This is a genomic window from Enterococcus sp. RTP21361st1_A6_RTP21361_211029, assembly GCF_040910045.1.
Taxonomy (GTDB): domain Bacteria; phylum Bacillota; class Bacilli; order Lactobacillales; family Enterococcaceae; genus Enterococcus_D; species Enterococcus_D gallinarum.
In genome coordinates this window covers 1-24,602 of record NZ_JBDGBK010000045.1, presented here as the reverse complement: position 1 = coordinate 24,602, position 24,602 = coordinate 1, and the positions used below count along the sequence as shown (strand labels likewise).

Annotated in this window: 26 protein-coding genes; 2 read left to right on the top strand and 24 right to left on the bottom strand. The window is 39.1% G+C overall.

Annotated features, from left to right (window positions below):
* Positions 1-1,097 (bottom strand): ribonucleotide reductase N-terminal alpha domain-containing protein (locus tag AB5Z52_RS09595; protein ID WP_368266892.1); only part of this gene is annotated, 1,097 nt, incomplete at its 3' end.
* 139 nt (positions 1,098-1,236) lie between these two features.
* On the opposite strand from AB5Z52_RS09595, the gene AB5Z52_RS09590 reads away from it, so the two are divergent.
* Entirely contained in the window at positions 1,237-1,767 is a 531-nt protein-coding gene (locus AB5Z52_RS09590; RefSeq protein WP_003127248.1) for a hypothetical protein, read from the top strand.
* A gap of 165 nt (positions 1,768-1,932) precedes the next feature.
* On the opposite strand, the gene AB5Z52_RS09585 is transcribed toward AB5Z52_RS09590, so the two are convergent.
* The 20 genes from AB5Z52_RS09585 to AB5Z52_RS09490 all read right to left on the bottom strand — a co-directional run bounded on the left by AB5Z52_RS09585 (position 1,933) and on the right by AB5Z52_RS09490 (position 19,095).
* Positions 1,933-2,436 (bottom strand): GNAT family N-acetyltransferase, encoded by a 504-nt coding sequence (locus tag AB5Z52_RS09585; RefSeq protein WP_042620402.1) that lies wholly within the window; start codon positions 2,434-2,436, stop codon positions 1,933-1,935.
* Positions 2,437-2,515: 79 nt separating this feature from the next.
* Positions 2,516-2,821: an N-acetyltransferase gene (locus AB5Z52_RS09580; RefSeq protein ID WP_021150935.1), complete on the bottom strand. Its 306-nt coding sequence runs from the start codon at positions 2,819-2,821 to the stop codon at positions 2,516-2,518.
* A gap of 20 nt (positions 2,822-2,841) precedes the next feature.
* Positions 2,842-3,015, bottom strand: a complete 174-nt coding sequence (locus AB5Z52_RS09575; RefSeq protein ID WP_160805677.1) for a hypothetical protein — start codon at positions 3,013-3,015, stop codon at positions 2,842-2,844.
* A gap of 115 nt (positions 3,016-3,130) precedes the next feature.
* Positions 3,131-3,553, bottom strand: a complete 423-nt coding sequence (locus AB5Z52_RS09570) for an SRPBCC family protein (RefSeq protein ID WP_003127244.1) — start codon at positions 3,551-3,553, stop codon at positions 3,131-3,133.
* 135 nt (positions 3,554-3,688) lie between these two features.
* Positions 3,689-4,681, bottom strand: a complete 993-nt coding sequence (locus tag AB5Z52_RS09565) for a serine hydrolase (RefSeq protein ID WP_005472538.1) — start codon at positions 4,679-4,681, stop codon at positions 3,689-3,691.
* A 242-nt stretch (positions 4,682-4,923) separates the two neighbouring features.
* Positions 4,924-5,463: a DUF1697 domain-containing protein gene (locus tag AB5Z52_RS09560; protein WP_003127242.1), complete on the bottom strand. Its 540-nt coding sequence runs from the start codon at positions 5,461-5,463 to the stop codon at positions 4,924-4,926.
* A 142-nt stretch (positions 5,464-5,605) separates the two neighbouring features.
* Positions 5,606-6,094: a GNAT family N-acetyltransferase gene (locus AB5Z52_RS09555; protein WP_086269217.1), complete on the bottom strand. Its 489-nt coding sequence runs from the start codon at positions 6,092-6,094 to the stop codon at positions 5,606-5,608.
* Positions 6,095-6,130: 36 nt separating this feature from the next.
* On the bottom strand, positions 6,131-6,955 hold the full coding sequence (locus AB5Z52_RS09550) for a prenyltransferase (protein ID WP_003127239.1): 825 nt from the start codon (positions 6,953-6,955) through the stop codon (positions 6,131-6,133).
* Positions 6,956-7,458: 503 nt separating this feature from the next.
* Positions 7,459-7,902, bottom strand: coding sequence for a flavodoxin domain-containing protein (locus AB5Z52_RS09545; RefSeq protein ID WP_227173551.1), 444 nt, complete (start codon positions 7,900-7,902; stop codon positions 7,459-7,461).
* The gene (locus AB5Z52_RS09540; RefSeq protein WP_227173549.1) at positions 7,889-8,356 is read right to left on the bottom strand and encodes a MarR family winged helix-turn-helix transcriptional regulator; all 468 of its coding nucleotides are present in this window, start codon (positions 8,354-8,356) and stop codon (positions 7,889-7,891) included. Before AB5Z52_RS09540 ends, AB5Z52_RS09545 begins: the two co-directional genes overlap by 14 nt.
* A 510-nt stretch (positions 8,357-8,866) precedes the next feature.
* Positions 8,867-9,631, bottom strand: a complete 765-nt coding sequence (gene map, locus AB5Z52_RS09535) for a type I methionyl aminopeptidase (protein WP_003127235.1) — start codon at positions 9,629-9,631, stop codon at positions 8,867-8,869.
* A 471-nt stretch (positions 9,632-10,102) separates the two neighbouring features.
* On the bottom strand, positions 10,103-10,633 hold the full coding sequence (locus AB5Z52_RS09530; RefSeq protein ID WP_003127233.1) for a PadR family transcriptional regulator: 531 nt from the start codon (positions 10,631-10,633) through the stop codon (positions 10,103-10,105).
* A 48-nt stretch (positions 10,634-10,681) separates the two neighbouring features.
* Complete coding sequence (locus AB5Z52_RS09525; RefSeq protein WP_227173559.1) at positions 10,682-11,527, bottom strand: sialate O-acetylesterase; 846 nt, start codon at positions 11,525-11,527, stop codon at positions 10,682-10,684.
* 819 nt (positions 11,528-12,346) lie between these two features.
* Entirely contained in the window at positions 12,347-13,009 is a 663-nt protein-coding gene (locus AB5Z52_RS09520; protein ID WP_005472531.1) for an rRNA adenine N(6)-methyltransferase family protein, read from the bottom strand.
* Between the two features lie 424 nt (positions 13,010-13,433).
* Positions 13,434-14,807, bottom strand: coding sequence for a 23S rRNA (uracil(1939)-C(5))-methyltransferase RlmD (gene rlmD, locus AB5Z52_RS09515; protein WP_288551523.1), 1,374 nt, complete (start codon positions 14,805-14,807; stop codon positions 13,434-13,436).
* A gap of 243 nt (positions 14,808-15,050) precedes the next feature.
* Positions 15,051-16,880, bottom strand: coding sequence for a translational GTPase TypA (gene typA, locus AB5Z52_RS09510; protein WP_003127228.1), 1,830 nt, complete (start codon positions 16,878-16,880; stop codon positions 15,051-15,053).
* Positions 16,881-17,008: 128 nt separating this feature from the next.
* On the bottom strand, positions 17,009-17,776 hold the full coding sequence (locus AB5Z52_RS09505) for an inositol monophosphatase family protein (RefSeq protein WP_003127227.1): 768 nt from the start codon (positions 17,774-17,776) through the stop codon (positions 17,009-17,011).
* A 9-nt stretch (positions 17,777-17,785) separates the two neighbouring features.
* The gene (locus AB5Z52_RS09500; protein ID WP_029486895.1) at positions 17,786-18,058 is read right to left on the bottom strand and encodes a UPF0223 family protein; all 273 of its coding nucleotides are present in this window, start codon (positions 18,056-18,058) and stop codon (positions 17,786-17,788) included.
* 241 nt (positions 18,059-18,299) lie between these two features.
* A complete protein-coding gene (locus tag AB5Z52_RS09495; protein ID WP_003127225.1) occupies positions 18,300-18,782 on the bottom strand; it encodes an MGMT family protein in 483 nt (160 codons plus the stop codon).
* Between the two features lie 64 nt (positions 18,783-18,846).
* Positions 18,847-19,095: a hypothetical protein gene (locus AB5Z52_RS09490; protein ID WP_003127224.1), complete on the bottom strand. Its 249-nt coding sequence runs from the start codon at positions 19,093-19,095 to the stop codon at positions 18,847-18,849.
* A gap of 931 nt (positions 19,096-20,026) precedes the next feature.
* Here AB5Z52_RS09490 and AB5Z52_RS09485 point away from each other — a divergent pair.
* Entirely contained in the window at positions 20,027-20,551 is a 525-nt protein-coding gene (locus tag AB5Z52_RS09485) for a type 1 glutamine amidotransferase domain-containing protein (RefSeq protein WP_003127221.1), read from the top strand.
* A 111-nt stretch (positions 20,552-20,662) separates the two neighbouring features.
* On the opposite strand, the gene AB5Z52_RS09480 is transcribed toward AB5Z52_RS09485, so the two are convergent.
* The 3 genes from AB5Z52_RS09480 to AB5Z52_RS09470 all read right to left on the bottom strand — a co-directional run.
* Positions 20,663-21,856, bottom strand: coding sequence for an MFS transporter (locus tag AB5Z52_RS09480; RefSeq protein ID WP_288551524.1), 1,194 nt, complete (start codon positions 21,854-21,856; stop codon positions 20,663-20,665).
* Between the two features lie 165 nt (positions 21,857-22,021).
* Positions 22,022-23,428 carry a dihydrolipoyl dehydrogenase gene (gene lpdA / locus AB5Z52_RS09475; protein WP_003127217.1) on the bottom strand — a complete coding sequence of 469 codons (1,407 nt, stop codon included), beginning with the start codon at positions 23,426-23,428 and terminating at the stop codon, positions 22,022-22,024.
* 7 nt (positions 23,429-23,435) lie between these two features.
* Positions 23,436-24,602, bottom strand: a 1,167-nt coding sequence (locus AB5Z52_RS09470; RefSeq protein WP_239468240.1) for a 2-oxo acid dehydrogenase subunit E2, incomplete at its 5' end; no start/stop codon positions are given.

Sequence of the window (24,602 nt, the reverse complement as noted above, 5' to 3'; positions counted from 1 at the left end):
TCTTCTGTCAAACAAACAGAAATATTCGCTCCAGTCAGGAAGTCGCTTTTTTTAACCGTATAACTTCCTCCATGCCGTAGCTTTTCTTTTGCTGTCTTGATCATTTCATTTTGCTCGGTATCTGATGATTCTGGAAGCTGAGCAATATGGGTATACATTTTTTTTTCCATTTTTGACAAAGGATCAAAATGAAGTTTTTCATTGATTAACTGTTTGATAGTGTCATTTTTCAATGTTTTGTTTAACTGCAGCAATACTGCAGGATTCTGGATTTTAGAAATAATGAACGCCAAAATGTCTGGATGCCAGTCAGCCATCATGATCATCTGTGCGCCGCGACGACTTCCCCCTTGCTCGACCAGATTCGTCAAATTGGCTAAGTCATTCAACCAAGAGACGGCACCAGAGGATCGCCCGCTGACACCATGGACCACACAAGCTTTTGGCCGTAAGGTTGAACCATTAGTACCAACTCCTCCGCCCCGACTCATAATCTCCATCACTTCTTGTCTGTGTACAGCGATTCCTTTACGAGAGTCGTGAATGAAAGGCATCACAAAGCAATTGAAATAGGTAACTTGAGAATTAGTACCAGCGCCATAAAGTACTCGACCTGCCGGAATCAGATTTTGTTCGGCAATCTGCTGATAAAACTGCTCAAGAAACAACTCCTGCTCTAACTCTTTATCGGAAATCCCTCTAGCGACTCGGCGAGCGATTTGTTCGAAATAAAGTTCCAGTGGTTTTTCGATCTCATTTTTCCGTCGTTTGACAAGACCATTAACTTGTTCAGCAGTATTTTCTATAGCTGAGCGATACTCTTCTTCAACCTCTATGGAGACCATGTCGTCATCAATAGACTTTACCCATCCGATGCCTCGAGCAGGATATTGAGGATCTTCTTTTGTGGTTAAAATAACCAAATCACCCTTATCTAATGTTTGGTGGTTTTGATCCTTGAAAGAATAGCGATCGAGCATGATCAAGCGAGAAATTCCTTCAAATGTGTTCGTCATCTCAGTAGTGATTGCTGAGACTTCTGGGAACATATGAATGTCCTCGTTTAGCTTGCTTATCGTTTGTTTACTGTATTTCATTTTTTGTGCCACCTTCCCATACTCAACATATTGTGTCCGGAATTCATTATCACACTACATAATGTGTTTTTCAATCTTGAAATTTATTTTTTTTCATGTATAATGAGAATGATTATCAATTAGAAAGACGGCGATTTCGATGTTCCAGCCTCATAGCCATATATTTTCCGTTCAAAAAATTTCTCTATTAGCACTCCTTACTGCGTCTTGTATCGTTGGACGCTTATTTTTTGTCTGGATCCCCAACGTTCAGCCCATGAGTGCTATTTTATTTTTATTAGCCCTGGCAGGCAGTTTGTCTGATGCTTTGATCGTTGCTTTATTGAGTTTGCTTGGTACAAATATCTATTTAGGGATGGGGCCTTGGACGATCAGCCAATTTGTAGCACTGGCTGCTATGATTACTTTTTTTCATCTGGGAGGAAAAATATCTCTCATAAAGCAAAGCCGCTTAATCCAAGCACTTCTAGCGTTCATTTGTGGTATTCTATACGGTTTGATCGTTTCTATGATGGAAGTCTGGCTTTATCAGTTTCCTTCTTTTACAGCCTATTATCTTCAAGGCTTCGTATTTGATTTGTTTCATGCTAGCGGAAACTTCCTGTTTTATTTGATCTTATTCCCCGTATTTGAGCGAATGATGCCCGCATTAAATAAATGGAGAAAATAGAAAAGCGTAATCTTTGCTCGAACCATCACCAAATTAGGAGCACTTACCAACTCTTTTGTCAAAGAGACGTGAAGCGGATTCGTCAAAAAAAATCTTTTTACCAAGTTAGCCTAGGCTTCTTAACAAGGTAAAAAGATTTTTATTGTTTGAAGAGAACTTTCTGATTCACTGTTCCTGTTTTATCCTATTTTTCTGTTGTGGGTAGTCAAGGCGATGCAACTGATAGAGTGCGTCTTCTTCCGTTTTGACTAACGAAAAATTTAGTTTTTCTAAAAGTTTTATCGAAGCTAGATTTCCAGGCGCTACCTCTGCTTTTACTGATTGAACACCTTGATCAAACAGCCACTGTATCGTCGCTTGAATCACTTCTGAGCCATATCCTTTTTGAGACTCATGAGGATGGATCGTGTAACCGATCCAGAAAAAATCTGCTTCATTTTTTAAATAGATATCACCGATCAGCCGTTCATCTAAAGTGTGCACAACTGCTAAATTTTTGCCTTCAGAAAAACTTTTTGTATGCAGCAGTTCTTTGATATACGCAGCTTTTTCCCTGTTTTTGAAACCTTGGTACTTCATCCACTCTAAATCATTTCTATAGGTCATAACTGTTGGGATATCTTCGATCCTAAAATCACGGATAAAACAACGTGGTGTGCAAAAATACATGATACCCCTCCTCATTGCATCTTGACCCTTATCTCAAGTAGAGAGTCAACTGACGTTTTGCTTATTGAAAATAGACTCGCTAGTTCCTTGATCTTGGGTGAACAAAAATTTTTTCGTAAGAAAGAACCTTGACTTTCTTTTGATTCATTTGAGCAATGGTTTCTTTAGTGGGCCGAAAACCTAACGATCGCCAAAATTTACCCGCTGGTTGATTATTCAATAAAACGGCCAAGGCTAGTTTCGTCATCCCTTCAGAAAGAAGAATTTCTTCTAATTTATGAACGATTGCTTTCCCGTGTCCTTGCCTCTTTTCATTGATCAGCAATAATCCAATATAAGCGGTTTGCTCTTCTGGATAGTCAACTAAGTAGTCAAGGATCGCCACCGGCTTTGTATCCTTTCTAACTAAAAAAAGCGTTTATTTTCTTTCTTTACTGATTCAGGCTTATCTACCATATCTTGTTTTAATAACTGCAAGGAAGCCACATCATCCGTTAAAGAAAAGTACGACTGATTATTTAAATAGATGGAAACAGCTTCCTGTTCATTTGCGTCAGTCACTCTCTCGAAAGTAAACATTGGTCAACTCCTTTAAAACTTTTTCTTTTGTGATTGTCTCAAGTCATTTTCTTGTCTGTTCTATGCTTGATGTGCTGCAGTCTGCTGCGGTTGGCAGCCAGCAACGAAATACATTTCAATGGGATTTTTCCGTAACTTCTTTCTCTCTTTTTAGGATTGCTGTCAAATCTGCGAGATATTTCTCCTGTTGCTTCTTCAAATATCTTTTAGCAAATGGTTTCAAATAAAACTTCTTCAGCGTTACCTCTTCCGTAAAGATCATATCTGTCTGAGCACCTGATTTGGTGAATTTTCCTTGCCAACGCCCTCGCATATTTGTGTTTTCCATCGTAAATGAATACAACGTGAAAGGCTCTTTGTCGATAATCGTAAATGTTGTGGGATACCCGCTTTTTGTGTATTCGATAAACTGCCTTTCATTGATCACCTCAATTTTACTTAAATCACTTCGCCAGGAATAGTCCTGAAGATTGGTGACAATTTGCCATATCTTTTGGATATCCTGATCAATACTGGCACGAATCGTTGCCTTGACCATAGAGTTCCTCCGTTATCGTTAATTTGTGTTGGTATCTGTCCAAGAAATGCTCATTCGTTCAACGTTCTTTTAAGAAGATTCTCATGGAACGCAGTCGCCGCTCCTTTCCATTCGTCCCTTCAATAAGTGAAGGGCTCAGACTATTTCTGTCAGGACAAATGGCTTCACATACGTTTCTACAAAGTCGACCCGATCAAGGACCGTAGGTTTGAAATACGCGGTTACAGCAATAACCAGTTTGTTTTTCGAATCAACGTAAATGACATTGCCGCTATTGCCAATTGCTGAATAGACATTCTGCTTTGGGTCTAGTATCCACCATAAATACCCATAGTGCATCTGCTGAAATTGGATTAGAGCTGGCTGCGTTGGTGTACTCATTTCTGCGATCCATTCAGCAGAGACAATTTGTTTTCCTTTGTGTCGGCCTTGGTTCAAGCAGAGTTCGCCAATTTTCGCCATATCGCTGGCTGACAAGCACAAACCATAACCAGCTGTACCAACACCCAATGGATCACAAAACCAAACCGGCTCCTTTGGCTCTTTTCCGATAGTGAACTGCTTGTGTTCTGCTGCTGTTTCGGCATGGTAATTGTGATGTCGACTAACGCCGATGGGTTCAAATAAATAGCTGTTTGCAAAATCAACCGTGGTCATTTTTGTTGCTTGGCATAATAAACCAGTCAAAATATGCAGACAAACTGTTCGATAATCAAATTGATTCGTCAACCCTTTTCTTCCACCCAAAAAGTCTAAAGAAGCTTTCGTCCAATCTTGGCTAGTACAGACTTTTGTCCAAGGATCTCCTTTTCCTTTATAAGGTGCCTGCATGGTGAGTAAGTGTTTGATGGTCACGTCATAGATCGTTTTTTCTCCTCGTTTCACGCTATAATCAGGAAAATAATCAAGGACTTTATCTTCAATACTATAAATTTTTCCCTGATCGATGGCGATTCCGATCAACAACGATACTACGCTTTTTGTCGCCGACATTACATGGCAAGTATCATTTCTCTGATAATGATTCCATTCATCTGAATAGACTTCTTCGTGGTTCTTGTAAGCAACAATTTGACAAATATTTGGCTGGGTACTCGTAATCAACTCATGCAATTCTGCTTTTTTCATCATCATTCTCCTTTCAAGAATAAGCATAAATCCATTAAAAATAGATTACAAGGCTCCTTCTTCGGAGAATTAAAATTTTCAGAATAGTTTTGCATTCAATTGATTTCTTCCATGCTTTGAAAAAAGCGACACTCAAAGTCAATTTATGACCAATAAAACCCAGTAATTAGAGAACACTACCTAAACCTTTCACAATGAGTTTAAGAGCGGAATCAGCCAATAATTGACAGGACTTTCTTTGATCACATGTCAACAATTTTTCTTACAGTATTGGCTGTTCGGATGGTCAGTTGATCCTTTACCTTTGGCTTTGCGGTCTTTGCCCACCAATTTGTTTTTTGATGTTCTTTGCGAATAAAGGACCAAAAGACAATGTCTTTATAAGGATACACTCTTTCAAAGTCCGCTTTTGGTTCACCAATCTCAGTCAGTAAAACTTCAAAAGACAATGGCTTCATCATAAATATGACGTTGTCATAAATTTCTTTGTTCTCATCTCCCCACCATTCAGGAGCATTTGCTAATAATTCTTTTAGTTCGGCTTGTAAAATCACATGAATGGGAATGTCTAACTCAAAGCCGAGCTTGATCCTTGTTCTCATTTTATTGGCTAAAATCTGTGGGTCCTCTCTGTTACTGGAAAAGATAACATTGCCACTGTTTAGATAAGTGACAACATCTGTAAATTCGTCTTTCTTTAATTCTTCTTTTAATTCAGACATACTCAACTTATTTTTCCCGCCGACATTGATTCCCCTTAATAAAGCAACATATCGATCCATTCTTCTGACTCCTTTACCAGGTTCACTTTCGTTTCTGCACCAAGAACACTTTTAAAGAAAAGTTCTTTTCGTCTCTAGTCCACTTCAACACACCTATTTACTTCTTAGATAAAAAGCATAGTTTTCGTAACTGCCTAGCTTTTCAACATTCATTCTGAAAGATCTTTGAAATAAAGCCCAGTTCCTTCATCCAATTCAAAGCCGTTTTTTCCAACACAGCGATTGAAACTTGATTTTCTGGCACTGGATCTGCAATGATTCGACGAGCCTGTTCATGGCTCATGATATGGATGACGAGTGCTTTGATCAACATATTTCCAAATCCTTTTTTGAGATACGTCTCTTCCCCAATGAAATAATCAATGCCAAATGTTCCAGCCGGCTCATGTTCCCATGGGTACTTTTTAACGGTCTTTTCACACACGTAATATTGGCAGAATCCGATGGGCTTATCATCAAGAAGGACGATAAAATGATGGATATAATCAAATTCTCCTGTTTCATTTCTGATTTCCGTCAACCAATCTTCTGCCGAACCAAGCCATTTCTTGATATACTCTTTTCTTAACCAGCGATCGACTAGTTCGATCTCATTGGTCAATGGACGAAGTGTCAAACAAGTTTCTGTCATTTTCTTGCCTCCTGTTCTGCTGAATTGCCAAAAATGCTATGCTAAGTTGGTTAATATTTCTTGATAACGTTTCGTTGCTAATTGACTGGCCTGTCCCTTTTTACAAAAATTCATCTTTCCTAACTTCGGCACAACACGTTCTACAATGACTTTGCCCTCTACTAATTTTGTTTCAAATTGGTGTAACGCTTCCAAAAAGCGCTCATCTCGTTTCGCATAAGGGTAAAAGGATAAAACATACAGATAATAAAAGAGATTATATCCCCTAAAAGGATATTCCGTCTGCATGAACAGCGTGCCAATGCCATAATGACAAGGACTGATTGGCTTTTTCAGTCTCCAATGCGTCAACAGAAACTCGATCGCAGGATGGATAACCGCTTGATTCTTTCCGAATGGACTATAGCGAAAGGCATCTAATAACGTTAAAGTCGTCATCGGTGTAGAATGCTCCGTTTCAGGTCCTCGACCAAAGCTATACTTGTTGCATTTCCAACCCCGATCTTCTTGCTGTGTGGAAATAAAATAGTCGAAGGTCTTAAGAAGCCGTTGATCTTCCGCATAACCGAGAACACACAGGTTCCTTAGGGCTAACGCCGTATGGCAAGGATACAGCCCACCAGATGGGGAAGTTTTGAAACGACCATCTTCTCTCCAAGTGCTGAAAATCAGCTCCGCTGTTTCTGTTAGGATCGCATCCTGGGGAGACACTCCCAGTTCAAGTAAGTACATTGGACTTTCTAACGTGGTAAACGGAGCCCCTTTCAATAATTTTCGGTCCTCAGTCGTCCAGTAATCGGCGCCATTGTCGTATCGATGTGCGATAATCTCTTCTATGTCTTCCAAATAAAGTTTATCCATAGCCTTCTCCTCTGCCTAAATTAGACTGCAAGCAAATATAAACTGGATTTCCTGTAAAAAAACTTAGTAGCACGTCTCTAGCAACTCTCCTTGTTTCTCTGGTCAATCCTGTTCGAAGAAAACCCGATAAGCATTCGTTTTGCAGGATTTTTGTTATTTTTTCAACCGAATGTCTTGAACGGTGAGTGAAAAACTATCGCATTGATTTTCCTCAAGTTTACTATTTCCCTGTTTGAAAGTAAAATGGAGAATGAATCAATCATCTACTTCAGAAGTTACCAATTTTGATTAAATTGGTTTGCCTTTGAAAACAAAAAGACGACTCTTTTGCAGAGACGTCTTTAACAATCCATTCAATCCACATGTAAGATGAATCATCCACCTCATTAAGTGTATGACTTTATCAGTTTAACTTTCCTTCTCAACTAACTTTCTTACATAAGCTACCAACGGTTCAATAGCGGTTCTATCACTAAAATCGACCGTCTGTCCATATGTTTCGATCAATGCTTTGTTTTCCGAAGTAAGTTCAGCATCAGGTACTTATTTAACGAGTTTATTATCACTTTTAACAGCAGTTTATTTGCCATGCTTAATTGTGTATAATCGATTCCGCCTCGAAAATGAAAAATACCTTCGGGAATGCTTTTTAATTTTTGAAGACTCTTATCTAAATCAGCATAATCCGTACCGACGGGATCGCTCAGACCAACTGTAAATACAACCAGATGATCGAAAAGGTTTCGTTTCAGTAAATCAACACCAGTGATTTTCCCAGCATAAATAGGACCGCCAAAAATGACAAATGAATATTTACGCAATTCTACGTCTTTGACTTTTTTCCCGTCGATAAGTGCTGCGTTCAACTCTTCTGCAATCCATCTGGCATATTTTTCTGTCATCCCATGTTTAGAAAAGTATACAACCGCTAGGTTATCTTTCATCATGATCCATCTCCTTGATTATGCGTTCCAGATTCTCTATCATCTTTAGTGTGACTTGAGAAGCAATTGCCAATTCATTGTCTGTTATTCCTGTAAAAACTTTATCTCGAAAATCTTGACTTTCTTTTTCACTTTGTTTTGCCAATTGTTGTCCTTTTTTTGTTATAAAAACTTCTTTGACTCGCTTATCTTGGGCACTTTGACTAACTGATACAAGTCCTTCTTTTTCCATTGTGTCGAGCATCTTGGCAATATTTTGTCTTGATGTATTCATCGTACTCGCTAATTCATTGACACTAGGTACACTCACTTTAGAAAGTTCTCTAAGATTCATTAGTAAAAACCATTGTTTCGTGGTTAATCCAGTGACAGATTTGTCTCCTGCAAATTGGAGTTTGTTCGCTAGAATAAATGTTCCACCAAATAATAGATGTCTAGGATTTTCTGGGGCCTTCATCAGCATTTCCCTTTCACAATAGATAATAGGTTACCTATATTATATGCAACCTATTGCTTATTATCAAGATTAAGTTGTCGCGTTTAGTTTATTACATTAAAATGCGCCTTCTTCTCGTAATCGCTAGCTTTTGTTCATCTACTTAAAAAGAACGACTCAGGATATTTCCTGAGTCGTTCTGATATTTGTTTAATCTTACTTGGTCAACAAGACCACACATTCCACATGGCTTGAGAGGACAGAATGAATGTCATTCGAACCTGCCCGTTCTCGGAAACATATCTACTGCGTTTTTGGGGCTATCGGTAGACGGGAACATATCTACCAATCGTACTGTCTGCGCAAAGGAGCTGTGACATAAGTCCCTAGAAAAAGTCGTATGAAATTACGAAAAATCGTTCTTTTCATGCGATTTATTGGATAAAAGAAAAGGAGCACCGGTTGCCGCTAAAATAAAAATACTTTTCTATCCTTATCCATTAATGCCGATTTATAAATCATATATTTCGTTTAATAAGTTCCTTCTTCTCCTTGAGATGTTAGAATTAACGGCCCAGCTTTAGTGATTGCCAAGCTATGCTCATATTGACAACTTAAACTGCCATCTAGAGTTCTTGCTTCCCATCCATTAGACATCATCTTTACTTGCCCATCACCTACATTCACCATGGGTTCAATCGTGATGACCATTCCCTCTCTCAGACGAACCCCTTTCCCAGGTGTCCCATAATGAGCAAAGAAAGGTTCCTCATGGATACTAGGTCCAATTCCATGAGCAATAAAATCTCGTACGACGCTGTACCCTTGTGCTTCTACATAAGCTTGTATCGCATGACCAATATCCCCAGTCCGATTACCAACCTGTGCTTGCTCGATTCCAAGATAAAGAGCTTTTTTAGTTACCGCCATCAAATTGTCAACTTCCGGTGTGCTTGCACCTACTACATAAGCCCAACAAGAGTCCGAGATCGCGCCATTTAAATTGACACACATGTCAACTTTAACCAAATCACCTGACTTTAAGACTTGTTTTTTAGGAAATCCGTGACAAATTTCGTCGTTCACACTGATACATGTAGCATACTTATAACCTTCAAATCCAATTTGGGCAGCAATACCTCCATGACTTTCGATGTATTGACGCACAAAAACTTCAATGTCCCAGCTAGTAATTCCCGGCTTGATAAAATCTCGTAGATGGATATGAACATCGGCTAATAACGATCCAGATTCAGCCATCAACTCAATTTCTCTTTTAGATTTTAAGGTAATCATGTGTACTCCCGCTTTCAAATTTTTATAAGATTTTGTTGCAAAGTTTCAAACTGATTTAATTCCCATATTTCTACCGAAGCTTTCAGCCAGAATGCCGAGTAGCCTTTTTATTTCTCTGCAGTCCAAAAAAGAAGAAGATTTATTCTTTACATCCTAGGAAACATAGCAGTATACGATGGCTTTTTTAGGAGAGCGTCGTCCGTTGGAGCAGATCAATAAATATCATATAACATGCTTTTCGCTCTGATAAAAATCCGTTTTCTCGAATGGACGCTCTAATATCCTCATGGCATCTTTCCTTTTGATATTTAAAAATGCTATATACCAACTATCCCTTTTCCCTTCATTCTCTTTAGAAAGATAGATTCTGTCCATTTGCTTTCAATTTCTTTGATAACGATAGACCTCAGCAAAACAAATCCTCCTCAAGCTTCATAATAGCTAGATGTCTTCTTTCTGGGGTGTGTTCGATTATTTAGATGTGCTTTCACTAGTAGTATCCTTTAATAATTCTTCAAACCATTGCACGTTTACGACATGATGAGAACGGGAATTTTCCAACATCTTTTTAAAATAAGTAGGGATAGCTTCATTATGTTGAAGTGTTTGATCTAATAAAAAAATTTTCTTTTTCGTTTGTTCAATTTGTATTTTTATTAGCTTTATAAATTCCTCTTTTTTATATTCGTTAGCAAATAACATCGCTGCATAAAAAGAGAAATTGATATAATCGGTCTTAGATCCATACTTTACCATTAATTTTTCGAATTCTTTGTTTCCTCGTTCTGTAATGATATAATTATGCTTTTCTCTCGTGTCATCCAGTTGATCAATTTTTTTAATATATTGCTTTTCTTCTAATTGTTGCAGATTATAATAGAAGGATCCTTTTGTATAGTTTACGATATATTTATAGTGACGATCCTCCATTAAAGCTAATAATTCGTACCCATAGGAACCCGGTTTTTGCTTTAATAGACCTAAAATTAGTAGTGGAATCAAAAAAATGCCCTCCTCACACCTCGAACTCATATACTATTATGCTACACCTTACCCCTTAGAGATTTGTTTCAGATGTGTTTCAAATTGAGAATAGGAAATTTTGCCTAACGCCAATTCCAGACTTGCCATATATATCTTTTCCGTTTGGGTATGTGGTCGTTCATTATGAAGCTTGGTCCATTCATTTTCATTATTTAATGGATTTAATATATGCTGCCTATTAGAGAAAGCTGCAAAATATCGTAAGCCAAATTTTCTTTGTGAAATTGCATCGATATGAATACCATCAGGATTAGATGTTAAACCTTCTGCTGTGACAAAGTAACAATTATCTTGTTCGAAAGCAAATTTTTGCAATTCTTGATTGATGAAATTATATTCTGTACAATTTTTTCCGAACCCCTCTTTACCTAGAAAATCTCCTAAGCCACCAATAATGATCGGTATATTGGGGGCATTTAATTCCTCTCTAAAAGCCTTCATAATTGAAAGTAATTTTTGGTAATAGACTTTATACTTCCCATTCATACTATCGCTTTCTCCTTGGTGCCAAAGAATTCCTGTTAATTCACTATTCTCCATAGCAAATTTTGCTTCTGTTATAGCATGTCTAAAAAGAGCCTGATCTACATGCCACTCATCCAGCGTACTGCCACCTTCCGCACAAGGAATTAAGCCAATCGTCTCTTCTGGATTTTCATGACACCATGCATCTGCAAAGGAACCAGCTAGACTGATTCCAGAAACAGGGCGATCATAATTAATGGGTTCCGTCATCATTTGCCATCTTCCATTACGCAACATTTTAATTTTTTCATTATAAATGGGAGGTACATCCTGGATGAACCCTCGCCCTGCCATATTAGATTGTCCTATCATTAAAAATGATTTCATCATTTTCTTCATCCTTTCTTTCTATTGGCTATTTACGAAGAAATACTTCCAAGCTTCAATAAATATTGTGGAGATACTCAGTTAATTGACTGCTTCGTTCAATTTTCTTGAGTTATAAAAATGATCATAGTCTAATTAGACGAATATCATATAAACATTATAGTCTAATTAGACTTATTGTCAACAATATTTTTTGACGAGACTGAGACCTATTCATCCATTATTTTTACATTTACGCTCTCCAATTGATTTCTGAGCTAATTAATCGTAAAAAATAGCCGACTAAGGGAAATACGTTACTTCAAACCCCAGTTGGCATTAATTTTCAGTAAACTATAATTTAATTTATTTCTTGATATTATCGATAAGAGGGAACACATTCACTAGCTTTTAATTATTTTTTATGACTCAACAAATGATGGAAAAATGTGGTAAAGTTTACATCAAGAATAACAGATAGTAACAAACAAATCTGATTTTATAGAAAACAGACAGATAATATATAAATGCAAGAAATTATCATATGGTTAATGAATGAAACAAGCCTTAACACTAGACATTGCCTTTTTTGATTCTATCACTTTTAAAACTGATAAACCATTCTCAACAATGTAATTTTCTGAAACATTAAAATAGGGATAGAGTATAGATATCCCCTATCCCTATTATCCTCTTGACATGAAATGCTGATTTTTGATTCATCAGCATTCCTTAACAATGAACTCACTCTTTTAAACTAAAAGTATAGTTAGTAAATAAATTTATCATTCTACCTTTAATCTTTAGTTTTTATTTCTTTAATATAGTTTGACGACTACATCATCCTTTAAATAATCTATAGCTTTTAAAAAGAGAGAGAGCTTGAGAATAATTTATTTGCTTTTCTGTAGTAATTCCAGCTTTCGCTAACGATCTTCTCAATTGATTTTTTGTAAATATCAAATGAATATTCCCCGATATCCACGCTTCAATAAATTTTTTATATTCCTCTATTTCTTTTTTACTGAAACGATTTGATCTCCGTACCAAACGAACCAATGCACATTGAACATTTGGTTTAGGATGAAAATAATAATTCGGAATCTTTTTTAGTATATGGACTTCTACCTCCGGCAACAAAAGAGCCCCAAGTAATCTTGATGTATCCATCAGTCGCAAAGCAAAACCATACTCAACAATCAAATCAATTTGATATGCACGACTATGAAAATCAACTTTCCTCACTATGTCGGTACTAATGTTAAATGGAATATTTCCAAACACCCGATATTGTATATCTTTATTGGGAAACGAGTATTTCAAAACATCCACGTGGTATACTCGCACATTGGCGTACGTTTTTAACTTCTTTTTCGCTTTTTCAGTTAAATACTTATCTTTCTCTATAGAGATAACTTTTTTCGTTCGTTTTGCTAAAGATTCCGTTAAATGACCTTTTCCAGTACCTATCTCGTAGACAAGATCATCTTCTTTAAAGTTCAAACTACCTACAAAAAATCTGACATATTATAAAAGTCCATAGGCTGTTTTTGTACTTTATCTTCACTTTCCATATCCACACCTGCTTTTTCTTTTTATAATACCAAGAAAATCAGTCTATAGGAATGACTATTTACACTTGAAATGTAATTACTTTTTCAACTCAAATATTATGATATGTATATCTTAAATATTGGGATAAGAATAGCCCTTCATTTCGAAAGTAGGGAATGTTTCATCTATCCTATCTCCACAACCTCATGAAGTTATCTAATCTGTCTCCACAACCTTACGAACATTTTTGCGGTAGATATGTTTCCTCAAAGAATATAAATAAGGGTTTCTCGACATTAACATCCTCGGCAAAGTAGCCGTGAGAAAAGTTCAATGTTAGGAAACCCTTTATTTATCAGCGCTTTGAAAAGTCCTATTTCTCCACCCTTGACATCAAGACAACACACTCAACATGAGTGGTTTGTGGGAATAGATCAACTGGCTGGACTTGTTTTGTCACATAGCCTTCTTCTGCAAATAGCGCTAGATCACGTGCTAGTGTGGCTGGGTTGCAAGAAATATAGACAATGCGCTCTGGCTTAACCGCAGCTGTTGTCTCGATAAAGCTAGCTTCTAGACCTTTTCTTGGCGGATCGACAAAGACAACAGTTGGCTGAATGCCTTCACGTAACCATTGAGGCATAATCTTCTCCGCTTTGCCTACAAAGTAATGAACATTTTCTAAGCCATTTCTCGCAGCATTTGCTTTGGCATCTTCGACCGCTTCAGCAACAACTTCCATTCCGAGAACTTCTTGGACACGATCAGCTAAACTGATTCCGATGGTTCCGATTCCGGCATATGCATCCACGACAATGTCATCCGGCTGTAGATCTGCTAATTCAAACGCTTTTTGATACAGCACTTCTGTTTGGGCCGTATTGACTTGGTAGAAAGATTTGGCAGAGATTTGGAACGTCTTATCGAACAATTGGTCATCAATCGAAGCTTTTCCATAAAGGACTTTCTCTACATCACCCATGATGACATTGGTTTTTTCTTCATTGATATTTTGGATCACCGATACTACTTCAGGAAGCTCTTCATGAATGACTTCAGCAATCTCTTCTCCTTTGAAAAACTTCGCTTTTCGTGTGACTAAAACGACCATCATTTCTCCTGAGTGGTGTCCGCGACGGATCACAACGTGTCGTAAAAAGCCTTCGTGAGCTTCTTCGTTGTAGGCTTTGACGTTAAAACGCTGCAAAATGTTCCGCACGGTTACGATCGCTTGATCGATCGCCGGATCTTGGATATAGAAATCTTCGATTGGCACCAAGGTATGACTATTTTTGCGGTAAAAACCAGTAGTCAACTGCCCTTTGATTTTTTGAACGGGAATTTGCGCTTTGTTACGGTAGCCAAAAGGTTGTTCCATGCCGATCGTAGGCAATACCTCAACTTGCGGCATTTTCGCGACTTTTGCTAAAACATTCTCTACTTGTTGTTGTTTGAATGCCAATTGCTTTTCGTACTTCAAATGACTCAAAGGTGCGATACCGGTTCGCAACAAATCTTCATTAGGCAGTTCTTGACGATCTGGACTCGTTTGTAACAGTTTCATCACTTTGGCAAAACCGAATTTGTTGCCAACTTTCAACACTTTGACTAACGCACGTTCGCCGGGTAATGTGTTTTCAATAAAAAGTAAATAGCCATCGACTTTGGCGATGCCGTTTCCTTCATGGGAAAGATCTAAAATATCGACCTCAAGTTCCAGATTCTTCTTAACAGGATAATTTTTCATAGGTTTCTCCTTTGTACTTGCTTTTCTCATTTTAAAAAGGAATCACTGAAATTGCAAGCGCTGTTTATTTCGATGATGGCTCTTCGCCAACATTTTGAACAAAAAACATCCGAAGGATAGAATCGGCTGATTGCTTTTAGGCTCTGCGGCGAAGAGCCGCTGCACCACAAGAGCAATTCCTTTTCTATCCTTCGGAAAATCATCTACACGAGAAGTCTTAGACTTCCTTAGGTGTTTTATTTATCAGCTGTTTTTCTTTTTCTGTGATTTTTCCCGTTCGCTCTTGTTCAAGATTTGTTTTCTCAAACGAATGCTTTCTGGGGTTACTTCACAGTATTCATCATCGTTCAAGAATTCCAATGATTCTTCCAAAGAAAGAATGCGAGGTTTCTTGATAACGGATGTTTGGTCTTTGTTTGCTGAACGAACGTTAGTCATTTGTTTTGCTTTCGTGATATTAACGGTTAAGTCTTTGTCACGAGAGTTTTCACCAATGATCATTCCTTCGTATACTTCGGTACCTGGTTCAACAAAAACAGTTCCCCGTTCTTCAATACTCATGATCGAGTAAGTCGTTGCTTTACCTGTATCGATAGAAACCAGTGCGCCTTGATGACGACCACCGATTTGACCTTGGATCATTGGCAAATATTGATCGAAGGTGTGGTGCATGATGCCGTAACCGCGAGTCATAGATAAGAATTCTGTCGTATAACCGATCAATCCTCGAGCAGGTGCCAAGAAAATGATCCGCACTTGTCCATTTCCTGTATTGATCATGTCTTGCATTTCTGCTTTACGCATGCCCAATGATTCGATGACTGATCCCATGTATTCTTCCGGTGTATCGATTTGAACACGTTCAAATGGTTCACATTTCACGCCATCAATTTCACGTTCAATGACTTCTGGACGAGAAACTTGCAATTCAAAGCCTTCACGACGCATATTTTCGATCAAGATCGACAAATGAAGTTCTCCACGGCCAGAAACGATCCATGAGTCAGGTCCAATTGGATCAACACGCAATGACACGTCTGTTTGCAATTGAGCCATCAAGCGCTCTTCGATTTTACGTGCTGTAACGAATTTTCCTTCACGACCAGCAAAAGGAGAATTGTTCACGATGAATGTCATTTGCAATGTTGGTTCATCAATATGCAGCACAGGTAATGAATCTTGGTGATCAATTGGTGTCACTGTTTCACCAACGAAGATATCTTCCATTCCGGAAACCGCGATCAAATCACCGGCTTTGGCTTCTTGGATCTCTAAACGTTTCAAACCAAAGAAACCGAAAAGTTTCGTTACACGGAATTTTTTGACTTCTCCATTTAATTTCATCAATGCAACTTGGTCGCCGACTTTGATTGATCCGCGGAAGACACGGCCAATTCCGATACGTCCAACATAATCATTATAATCAAGCAATGATACTTGGAATTGCAAAGGTTCGTCACTGTTGTCGATTGGTGCTGGAATGTGTTCAATGATCGTATCGAACAATGGCGCCATCGTTTTTTGCTGATCAGCTGGATCGTCTGATGCACTAGATGTACCGTTGATTGCAGAAGCGTAAATGACTGGGAAATCTAATTGGTCGTCATCTGCCCCTAATTCAATAAATAATTCCAACACTTCATCGACAACGTGTTCTGGACGAGCAGATGGTTTATCAATTTTGTTTACAACAACGATTGGCACTAAATGTTGTTCCAACGCTTTTTTCAAAACAAAACGTGTTTGCGGCATCGTTCCTTCATACGCATCAACAACTAAGACAACACCGTCGACCATTTTCATGATTCGTTCCACTTCTCCACCGAAGTCCGCGTGTCCTGGGGTATCCATGATGTTGATTTTTGTGCCATTGTATTCAACGGCCGTATTTTTTGCTAAGATCGTGATACCACGTTCTTTCTCGATCGCATTTGAATCCATCGCCCGTTCTTGTAATTGGGTATGGCTATCTAACGTTTGGGATTGTTTCAATAATTCATCAACTAATGTAGTTTTTCCGTGGTCAACGTGGGCAATAATAGCGACGTTGCGGATATCATTTCTAATATTCAATTTATAAACTCCTTTTTTGGTGACATTGCACTCGACAAGCCATTATACCAGAATTTCTTTCTGAAATATAGTGCAAAGTTTTCATTTTTACAGAAAAAAACAGATACCCGTAGATATCTGCTCGTCATTTATTGATTTGCGATCGTCAATAATTCTTGAAATGCTGTTGGTGTGCCACCAATAAACAATTCCCGACCATCTAGAGCAAGTTCCTCTCCGGTGATATTCGCCATCTTCAAACCTAATGTTTCCATTAAGATACCGCCAGGGGCATAGTCCCATGGCGCTAGGTTGGAAATATAGCCTGCGCGCTGACCTAAGACCAGCGCAATCAATTCGATGCCCGCACAACCGGTCATCCGTACACCTAGTGCCCGTTCACTCATTTCGACTTCATGATGACGATTATGCATCAACATGGGCGCATTTAATCCGATCAATCCTTCCTCTAAAGCGATATCTTTCGGCGGATCGATTTTTTTTCCGTTGCAAAAGACCCCAATTTCCGGACCACCCCAAAGAAATTCATTTTTCATGACATTATAAACAAAGCCAAAACGTCCTTGGCCTTCTTCATATACAGCAATCATGATACAGAAATTCTCTTTTTCCAACACGAAATTCATGGTTCCGTCAATAGGATCAATGATAAATACTCGTCCACTAAAATCTGAAAGTCGATCTAAACCATTTTCTTCCCCTAGAATTTTTGCTTCTGGGTCAAAGGCTTGAATCTTCTCAATTAGAAAATCCTGCGTCGCCTTATCCAGTTCAGTCACCAAATCTTTCCGACCTGATTTTGTTTCAACGATCAGAGACTCTTTATTTAGGTTTTCTTTGATTTTTTCCCCTGCTGCAATCATCCAGCTATGGATTTCACTAACGATTTCTTGCATGGTTGCTTTCTACTCCTTCATTTTCAGTTTACCGCTTGTCGTCTTAGCCGCTTGAACCGTTCGATACAATGAGTATCCGCTCAAGTCTTCGAAATCTCTGCCTAAACGGCGCTCTTCCCCAATACTTGGCACAACTTTCTTAAACTGCTGATAAGCTTCTAAAAACTCCGCTGCCGGGATCCCTTTCTCGTAGGCTTGTTCTAAGCGATCCCATAGATTCATTACAATAACCATTTCATCTGTTGACCAGTCCAGATCTAGAGGATATTGATAATCACGCATTTTAATCACCCCTATTCGTCCTATTCAGTGTACCATAAAAATACAAATTGGTCAGAGACTCTGTCGCAAAATAAAAGAGAACAGCTCTCAATGAGAGATGCACCCCCTATTTAAAAAAAATGAACGAATGTTTTGAAGAAGACCCCATGATGCCTAGGCTATATCGCCTTTTACAGACTTAATCGAGCTTAGTCCTAGCTCTAACTAAAATACGAGATACCTTAACTCATTCCACGTTGGTTCATTTAGATAGTTGTGCTAGAACTTCAGTAAAGTCTTTAACATAATAGCGTAGGTTTTTTCTTCCCTTAATAAGGATCGTATGTCCCTCGTTTTCCAAAGCGCTTTTTTGTTTCTCGATTCCGCCTGGATACTTAGGATTTAACTCCCCATTCGCTTTTAATGTCCGCCAGAAAGGAATTTTATCTGTTTTTCTTTGTTCACTAGCCCATGCTGCGATGGAAACAAAAATACCCGCGGTGATTGGATCTGTGAAATCGGCGCCATACCTTTCTGCCAGATACTCGCGAATCTTACTAATCGTCATCACTTGGCCTAATGGGATACGCCCCATGATTTGATTGTAATCCACTGGAGGAGCCAAAAGCATTCTCTTTCCCCCATATTTCTCAATACTCTTTTCATCTATGATTTGCTTGATTTTCGGCATTCCTTTCGTCTCATGGAGCATCTTATTGAAATCTTTCTTTTTTTCATCGACCATACTAGTCCCTCCTTTACTTTCAAAGTACCGCCTTCTAAATCAAACTGCAATGAGAAGCTTCAAATTATTTTGAAAAAGCATGCAAAAATAAAAAATTCTTGATGATCTGAACGGATTTCCACCAATTCACGCTGATATAAAACTTTGTATATTCTGTGCCCCATTGCCATGGAATAGGGAAAGAACCATCTTCTAGCTGGTTCTCTGAGATTTTAGCGGCTTCTTGCTGACAAAGTTCTTTATCAAAAATGGTGAGCATTTGTTCTTTCGAGAAAAAAAGTCCGATGGTTTGCTGGTGTAAGAAGTGAACCATTCTTCTGGGTCTTTCGAGACGGTTTGACGAATTTGTTGGAACAACACTTCTTGAAAATTTATGTTCTCCAAAAGAGGTTGATCATGTGTTTTTTTACAATAGTTTAGTATTTCCAATTAAACGACTAATGTATGCCTATCATCGTTGTCTCATTGAGAAAGCTTCAATGGCGGTTTGAAGGATTCCCTCCGTTTGTTGAGATAAACCAGTAGCTTCCACGCGGATGATCATACCAGCAAAACTCACGGTGGGATTATTAGCCGGCACACCTACAGGACTCTCCCACCAGATGGCATGGGGGTAAAAGCAGTCGGAGGTACTTGGTTCCACCATTTCCCTTCAGAAAAATCTTTCCCACTGGACAACTACCTCAAGATCCCCTGTATTATAGGATTTTTAGCATCAAGGCAATTGATCTCTCATAAAATACTGCAGGCAGCTCACGCCGCAATCGGGGTGCTGTTGGGTTTCCAATTGTCTGGCTCTAAGCCGTGACCAAAGCCGCCATCCTCGTTTTGATAGACCTCTAACATCTGTAAAACATTCTCCCGACTACCGTCTTCAAAATGAATCTGCCAGCGTGCAAGTTCCAATGGACGTACATTCTGGTAAATAGATTGTCTAGCTTTTTCAAAAGGTTCCCTATTTTCACGCTCCTATTCAGTCTTGTTCAGATCTGTTCAGACTTGTTAAGGCTTGCTAAGACTTATTGGTTACTTTGATTATGACCTAATTTATTATTCGTTACAACGCTTACACTGCTAGAACTATCCCTTCATTGATCTTCTATTTTCTTTAACGACTGCTTTTTTTACTCTTGCGGCTAAACTTTACAGATAAATGCTAGTCGTCTTTCTTGAAAAGCATTCTTTTGGTGTTTCCTTTTCCTTGATGTTACAGTAAGAATAGCAAGAATAAAGGAGGATTTCATTTGCGCTTAGAAAATAAAAAAATCATCGCGTTAGTCGACAATGATTTCGAGGATTTAGAGCTTTGGTACCCTGTTCACCGTTTGCGAGAAGAAGGCGCTCAAGTGGATTTAGTTGGCGAAGAAGCCCATAAAAGCTATAAAGGAAAATACGGAGTTCCTGCAGAATCCGCGTTTGCTTTTGACGACATCCATGTGGCTGATTATGATGCCATCTTAGTCCCTGGCGGTTGGGCACCGGATAAACTGCGCCGATTCCCACAAGTCATTTCTTTTGTTCAAGCAATGGACAAAGAAGAAAAAGTCATTGGTCAAATATGTCATGCCGGCTGGGTCTTGATTTCCGCGAATATATTGCAAGGAAGAAAAGTGACTAGCACCCCTGGCATAAAAGACGATATGACAAACGCCGGAGCTACTTGGGTGGATACACCAGTTATCACCGACGGTCATATCGTTTCAAGCCGTAGACCACCTGACCTGCCCGATTATATGCGGGAATTCATCGCTGTTTTAGAAAAGAAATAACCCGGCTAGGCTGATTCACTTTAACGAAAAAGAGTGGCGAACAATCATCGCCACTCTTTTTCGTTATCATTTTTGAACATTGCTCTAGCTATTTTTGTCATTCCTTGTCTGCTATTCGGAAAGATCGGAAACAGCAGAGGCCTTTGGCAGCTTACGGATCCCCCATAGCGTTAATAACGCTCCAATCAAAGCAAAGCACGTGCCGCACAATAACATCTGCCAGACACCGAAGTTCTGTAAAAGGCTGCCGCCTAAGATATTCCCCAGCACACCGCCTAATGTCGTCGAAATAATGATCAGCGTTTGTCCAAATACCCGATCTTCATCTGCCAATACGTGATTGAAGAGATAAGCAGACGCTGGGATAAATAAAGCAAAACTAAAGCCCTGCAATAGGTGTGTCATTTCCATCATAACAATCGTGCTGATAAGCAACATCATTACTCCTCTGACTGCAAATGCGATACTAGAAAACAAAAGCCAAAACTTGCTGGACTTTCTTTTGACCAAATGTTCGAAGAATATCATTCCTGGCAACTCGCATAATGCAGCAATCATTAATGAAATTCCTATTTCTTTGCTGCCGCCTCCGATCGAAGCAAAAATCTGTGCCAAGAAGCTATTGATCATTGTGTGAAAGCTGAACAGAAAGCTGAATCCTATAAATAACAAAAGTAAAAAAGGATATTTTTTTCCTAACCCACCCGAATGCTTCTCTTCTATCTTCAACGGCAGAACCCTTGTCTTCACTGTGGGCAGCAAAAGTAAGAGGACAAAAAACAGTCCTGCTTCTACTAATGCCATTATTGGGAGAAGCGCAGCAGAATAGCTCGCCAACAACTGCCCTAATAAGAAAGAGGTTGCGGCATATCCTAGTGAACCGCCTGCTCTCGAAAAACCAAAATTAATCCCATAGCCGGTGTTCACATACTCAAATGCAAGAGCATTGATAAATGACTGCATGGAAACTAGCACGATTGCACCAATGATAAAACTGATAATCGTCAGTGCTGGCAGTAATAACCCTACTAGAAGAGCGATAATCAGGCTCAGTGTCATCCCTTTTAGGACAGCAATCAAGGGAATCCTTTTTCTTTTAATGATCACTTGACTGATGAAAGGCTGAAGCGCGGCTGAAAAAATATTGATAAGTGCTAAGATCCCACCGATTTTTGCTGGATCGATCTTAAAATAAATCAGAAATAATGTGGCAAATCCATAAATTGAACAAAACATCATCCAATAAAGAAATTGCAGACTTGTATAATAGAGACGAATCGTTTTCCCACCCAATTGTTTACGCATACAATCCCCGCCTTCATCCGTTTTAGATAGCAACTTAATATAGCATAATTCAGACAGATTTGCTACAGCAATCAAGTAGGCAACCGTCAGTATTTTATGCCATTCACTGATACTTGATCACATAAAAAAACTCGCTCATCGAAAGGATGAACGAGTCTTCTATCATTAAATATGGATTGGTAAGCCTAATGCCAACTCAGCAGCATCCATGGTGATCTCACCTAAAGATGGATGTGGGTGGATCGTTAACGCGATATCTTCTGCGTTCATACCTGATTCGATTGCAAGAGCCAATTCTGAAACCATGTCACTTGCACCTAAACCAGCGATTTGCGCACCGATGATCACATTGTCTTCTACTGTTGTTACTAAGCGTATAAATCCTTCTGTTTTACCAAGAGACAATGCACGACCATTTCCAGAGAATGGGAATTTGTAAGCTTTCGCTTCAATTCCAGCATCTTTTGCATCTTTGATCGTCATACCGACAGAAGCTAATTCTGGATCAGTAAAGGCAACCGCTGGCATTGCTTTATAATCAACAGCAACTTTTTTACCAGAAATGGCTTCAGCAGCAATTTTTGCTTCATAACTTGCTTTATGAGCAAGTGCTGCACCAGGTACGATATCTCCGATTGCAAAGATGTTTGATACGTTCGTACGGCCTTGTTTGTCAACTGTGATTAATCCACGTTCGCCAACTTCAACACCGGCTTGCTCTAAGCCCATGTCATCTGTATTCGGACGTCGACCAACTGTAACCATCACATAGTCAGCTGTCACTGATTCTTCTTTGCCATCAACAGCGTATTTAACCGTTACACTATCGCCATTATCAACAGCTTCTTTAGCCATTGCATTAGTAACGATCGTTACGCCTTTTTTAGCGAAGTCTTCTTCAACTAATTTAACCATATCTTTTTCATAAGTTGGCAAAATTTGAGGAGAACCTTCAAGAATCGTTACTTCTGCTCCAAGGTTTGCATAAGCAGCACCAAGTTCAGAGCCGATGACACCGCCACCGATAACAACGAATTTTTTAGGCACTTCTTTCAATGCCAATCCGCCAGTAGAATCAAGCACACGTCCACCGAATTTGAAACCAGGGATTTCAATTGGGCGAGAACCTGTCGCGATGATTGCATTATTGAAAGAATAAGTTTGAGCTGAATCAGGATGAATCACACGTAATGTGTGATCATCAACAAAGAAAGCTTCCCCTTCAATTGTTTCAACTTTGTGTTTTTTCAATAGGAAGCCAACACCTGAAGTCAATGTTTTCACAACTTTGTTGTCTTTCCATTCTTGTGTTTTAGCAAAATCAAGAGATACGTTTTCGCTTGTTACACCAAACATTGTCGAATCTAGTGATTCTTGGTAATGATGTCCTGCTGCAATCAATGCTTTTGAAGGGATACAACCAACGTTTAAACAAACACCGCCAATGTATTCTCTTTCAATGATCGCAACTTTTTGTCCCATTTCCGCTGCGCGGATGGCAGCTACATAGCCGCCAGGTCCCGCACCGATTACAACTGTATCTAATTCAACAGCAAAATCTCCAACTACCATTTGTTAATCATCCTTCCATCATTAATAGCTCTGGATCAGCTAATAGACGTTTGATATTATTCATTGCTTGTTGCGCTGTTGCACCATCAACAATTCGGTGGTCAAAGCTCAATGAAAGTTTCATTACGCGGCCGACAACGATTTCGCCCTCAGCATTGACGATTGGTTGTTGCGCGATTGTACCAACACCCAAGATAGCTACTTCAGGGTAGTTGATTACTGGTGTGAACCAGCCACCACCTACAGAACCAATGTTACTGATAGTGATCGTTCCATTGCGCATGTCATCTGCAGAAAGTTTGCCGTCATGAGCAAGTTTAGCTTTTTCGTTGATTTCATCAGCGATAGCAAACATTCCTTTGCGGTCTGCATCTTTGACATTTGGTACATATAACCCATGATCCGTATCCGTAGCAATACCGATATTGTAGTAGTTTTTGTACACAATTTCTTGTTTTGCATCATCGATTGAAGCATTCAAGATAGGGAATTTTTTGACTGTAGCAGTCAATGCTTTTACAACATATGGCAAGAAAGTAAGTTTTGTACCATTGGCAGCAGCAACTTCTTTAAATTTCTTACGATTATCCCAAAGATTTGTTACTTCTACTTCATCATGCAATGTTACATGAGGTGCTGTATGTTTGCTGTTGACCATTGCTTTCGCAATTGCTTTACGTGTTGGAGTTAATGCTACACGTTCTTCTAAATCACCCAAGTTAGACTTGAAGGCTTTAGCTGGTGCTGCTGGTTTGCTTTCAGCTGCTGGTGCTTGTGCTTCTTCTTTTGCTGGAGCTGCTGCTTCTGCAGTTGCTGAAGCTCCGCCACCAGATAGGAAGTTCTCAATGTCTTCTTTTGTCACGCGGCCACCTTTGCCAGTTGCAGTTACTTGTGTGATGTCGACATCTTTTTCACGAGCAAATTGACGGACAGAAGGCATTGCTAATACACGTTTGTTTGGATCAGCAGCTTCAACGACACTTGCTGAGCCAGAAGTTTCAACTTTTTCTGGCGCTGCAGTTGGCGCTGCAGAACTAGCAGCTGGTGCACTGTTGTGTCCTGGAGCATCGATTTCTACTAATACATCACCAACATTAGCAACTGTTCCTTCTGATACAAGGATATTTTTTACAGTACCTGTGACTGGAGATGGGATTTCTTCAACTGATTTGTC